The organism is Bacteroides sp. 214, from assembly GCF_010501015.1.
In the GTDB taxonomy this organism is placed as follows: domain Bacteria; phylum Bacteroidota; class Bacteroidia; order Bacteroidales; family Bacteroidaceae; genus Bacteroides.
The window spans coordinates 1-306 of sequence record NZ_QVML01000065.1; the positions used below are offsets into that span (position 1 = coordinate 1).

At 40.5% G+C, this 306-nt stretch carries 1 protein-coding gene; it reads right to left on the minus strand.

Annotated features, from left to right (window positions below; translation table 11 throughout):
* Positions 1 to 306: hypothetical protein (locus D0T50_RS13560; protein ID WP_163224053.1), on the minus strand; the 306-nt coding region annotated here is incomplete at both ends.

Consider the following 306-nt stretch of genomic DNA (forward strand, 5'->3'; position numbering starts at 1 on the left):
CGGAGATAAGATGAATGTTTTTTTATTATCGTACTCTTCCAGTATCAAATCGAGAATTTGCTCTTCGGTGTAACGCACCATTTTCTCGCCGGTAGAAATCACGTGGTCAAGACCACCGTAACCAATATCATACGAAGCACCGTCACCACCGGCTGTGTTATATACTGGTTTCTGCCAATCAGCATTTGTATTATTAGGTGTCCAGTAGTCTATTTTGCGTATTGCTGCCACTCCTTTAACAAATGAAGTGTATGCAGTGGGGGTTAATCCTGACTTTGCAATTGTCAAATTCAACTTATAAACACA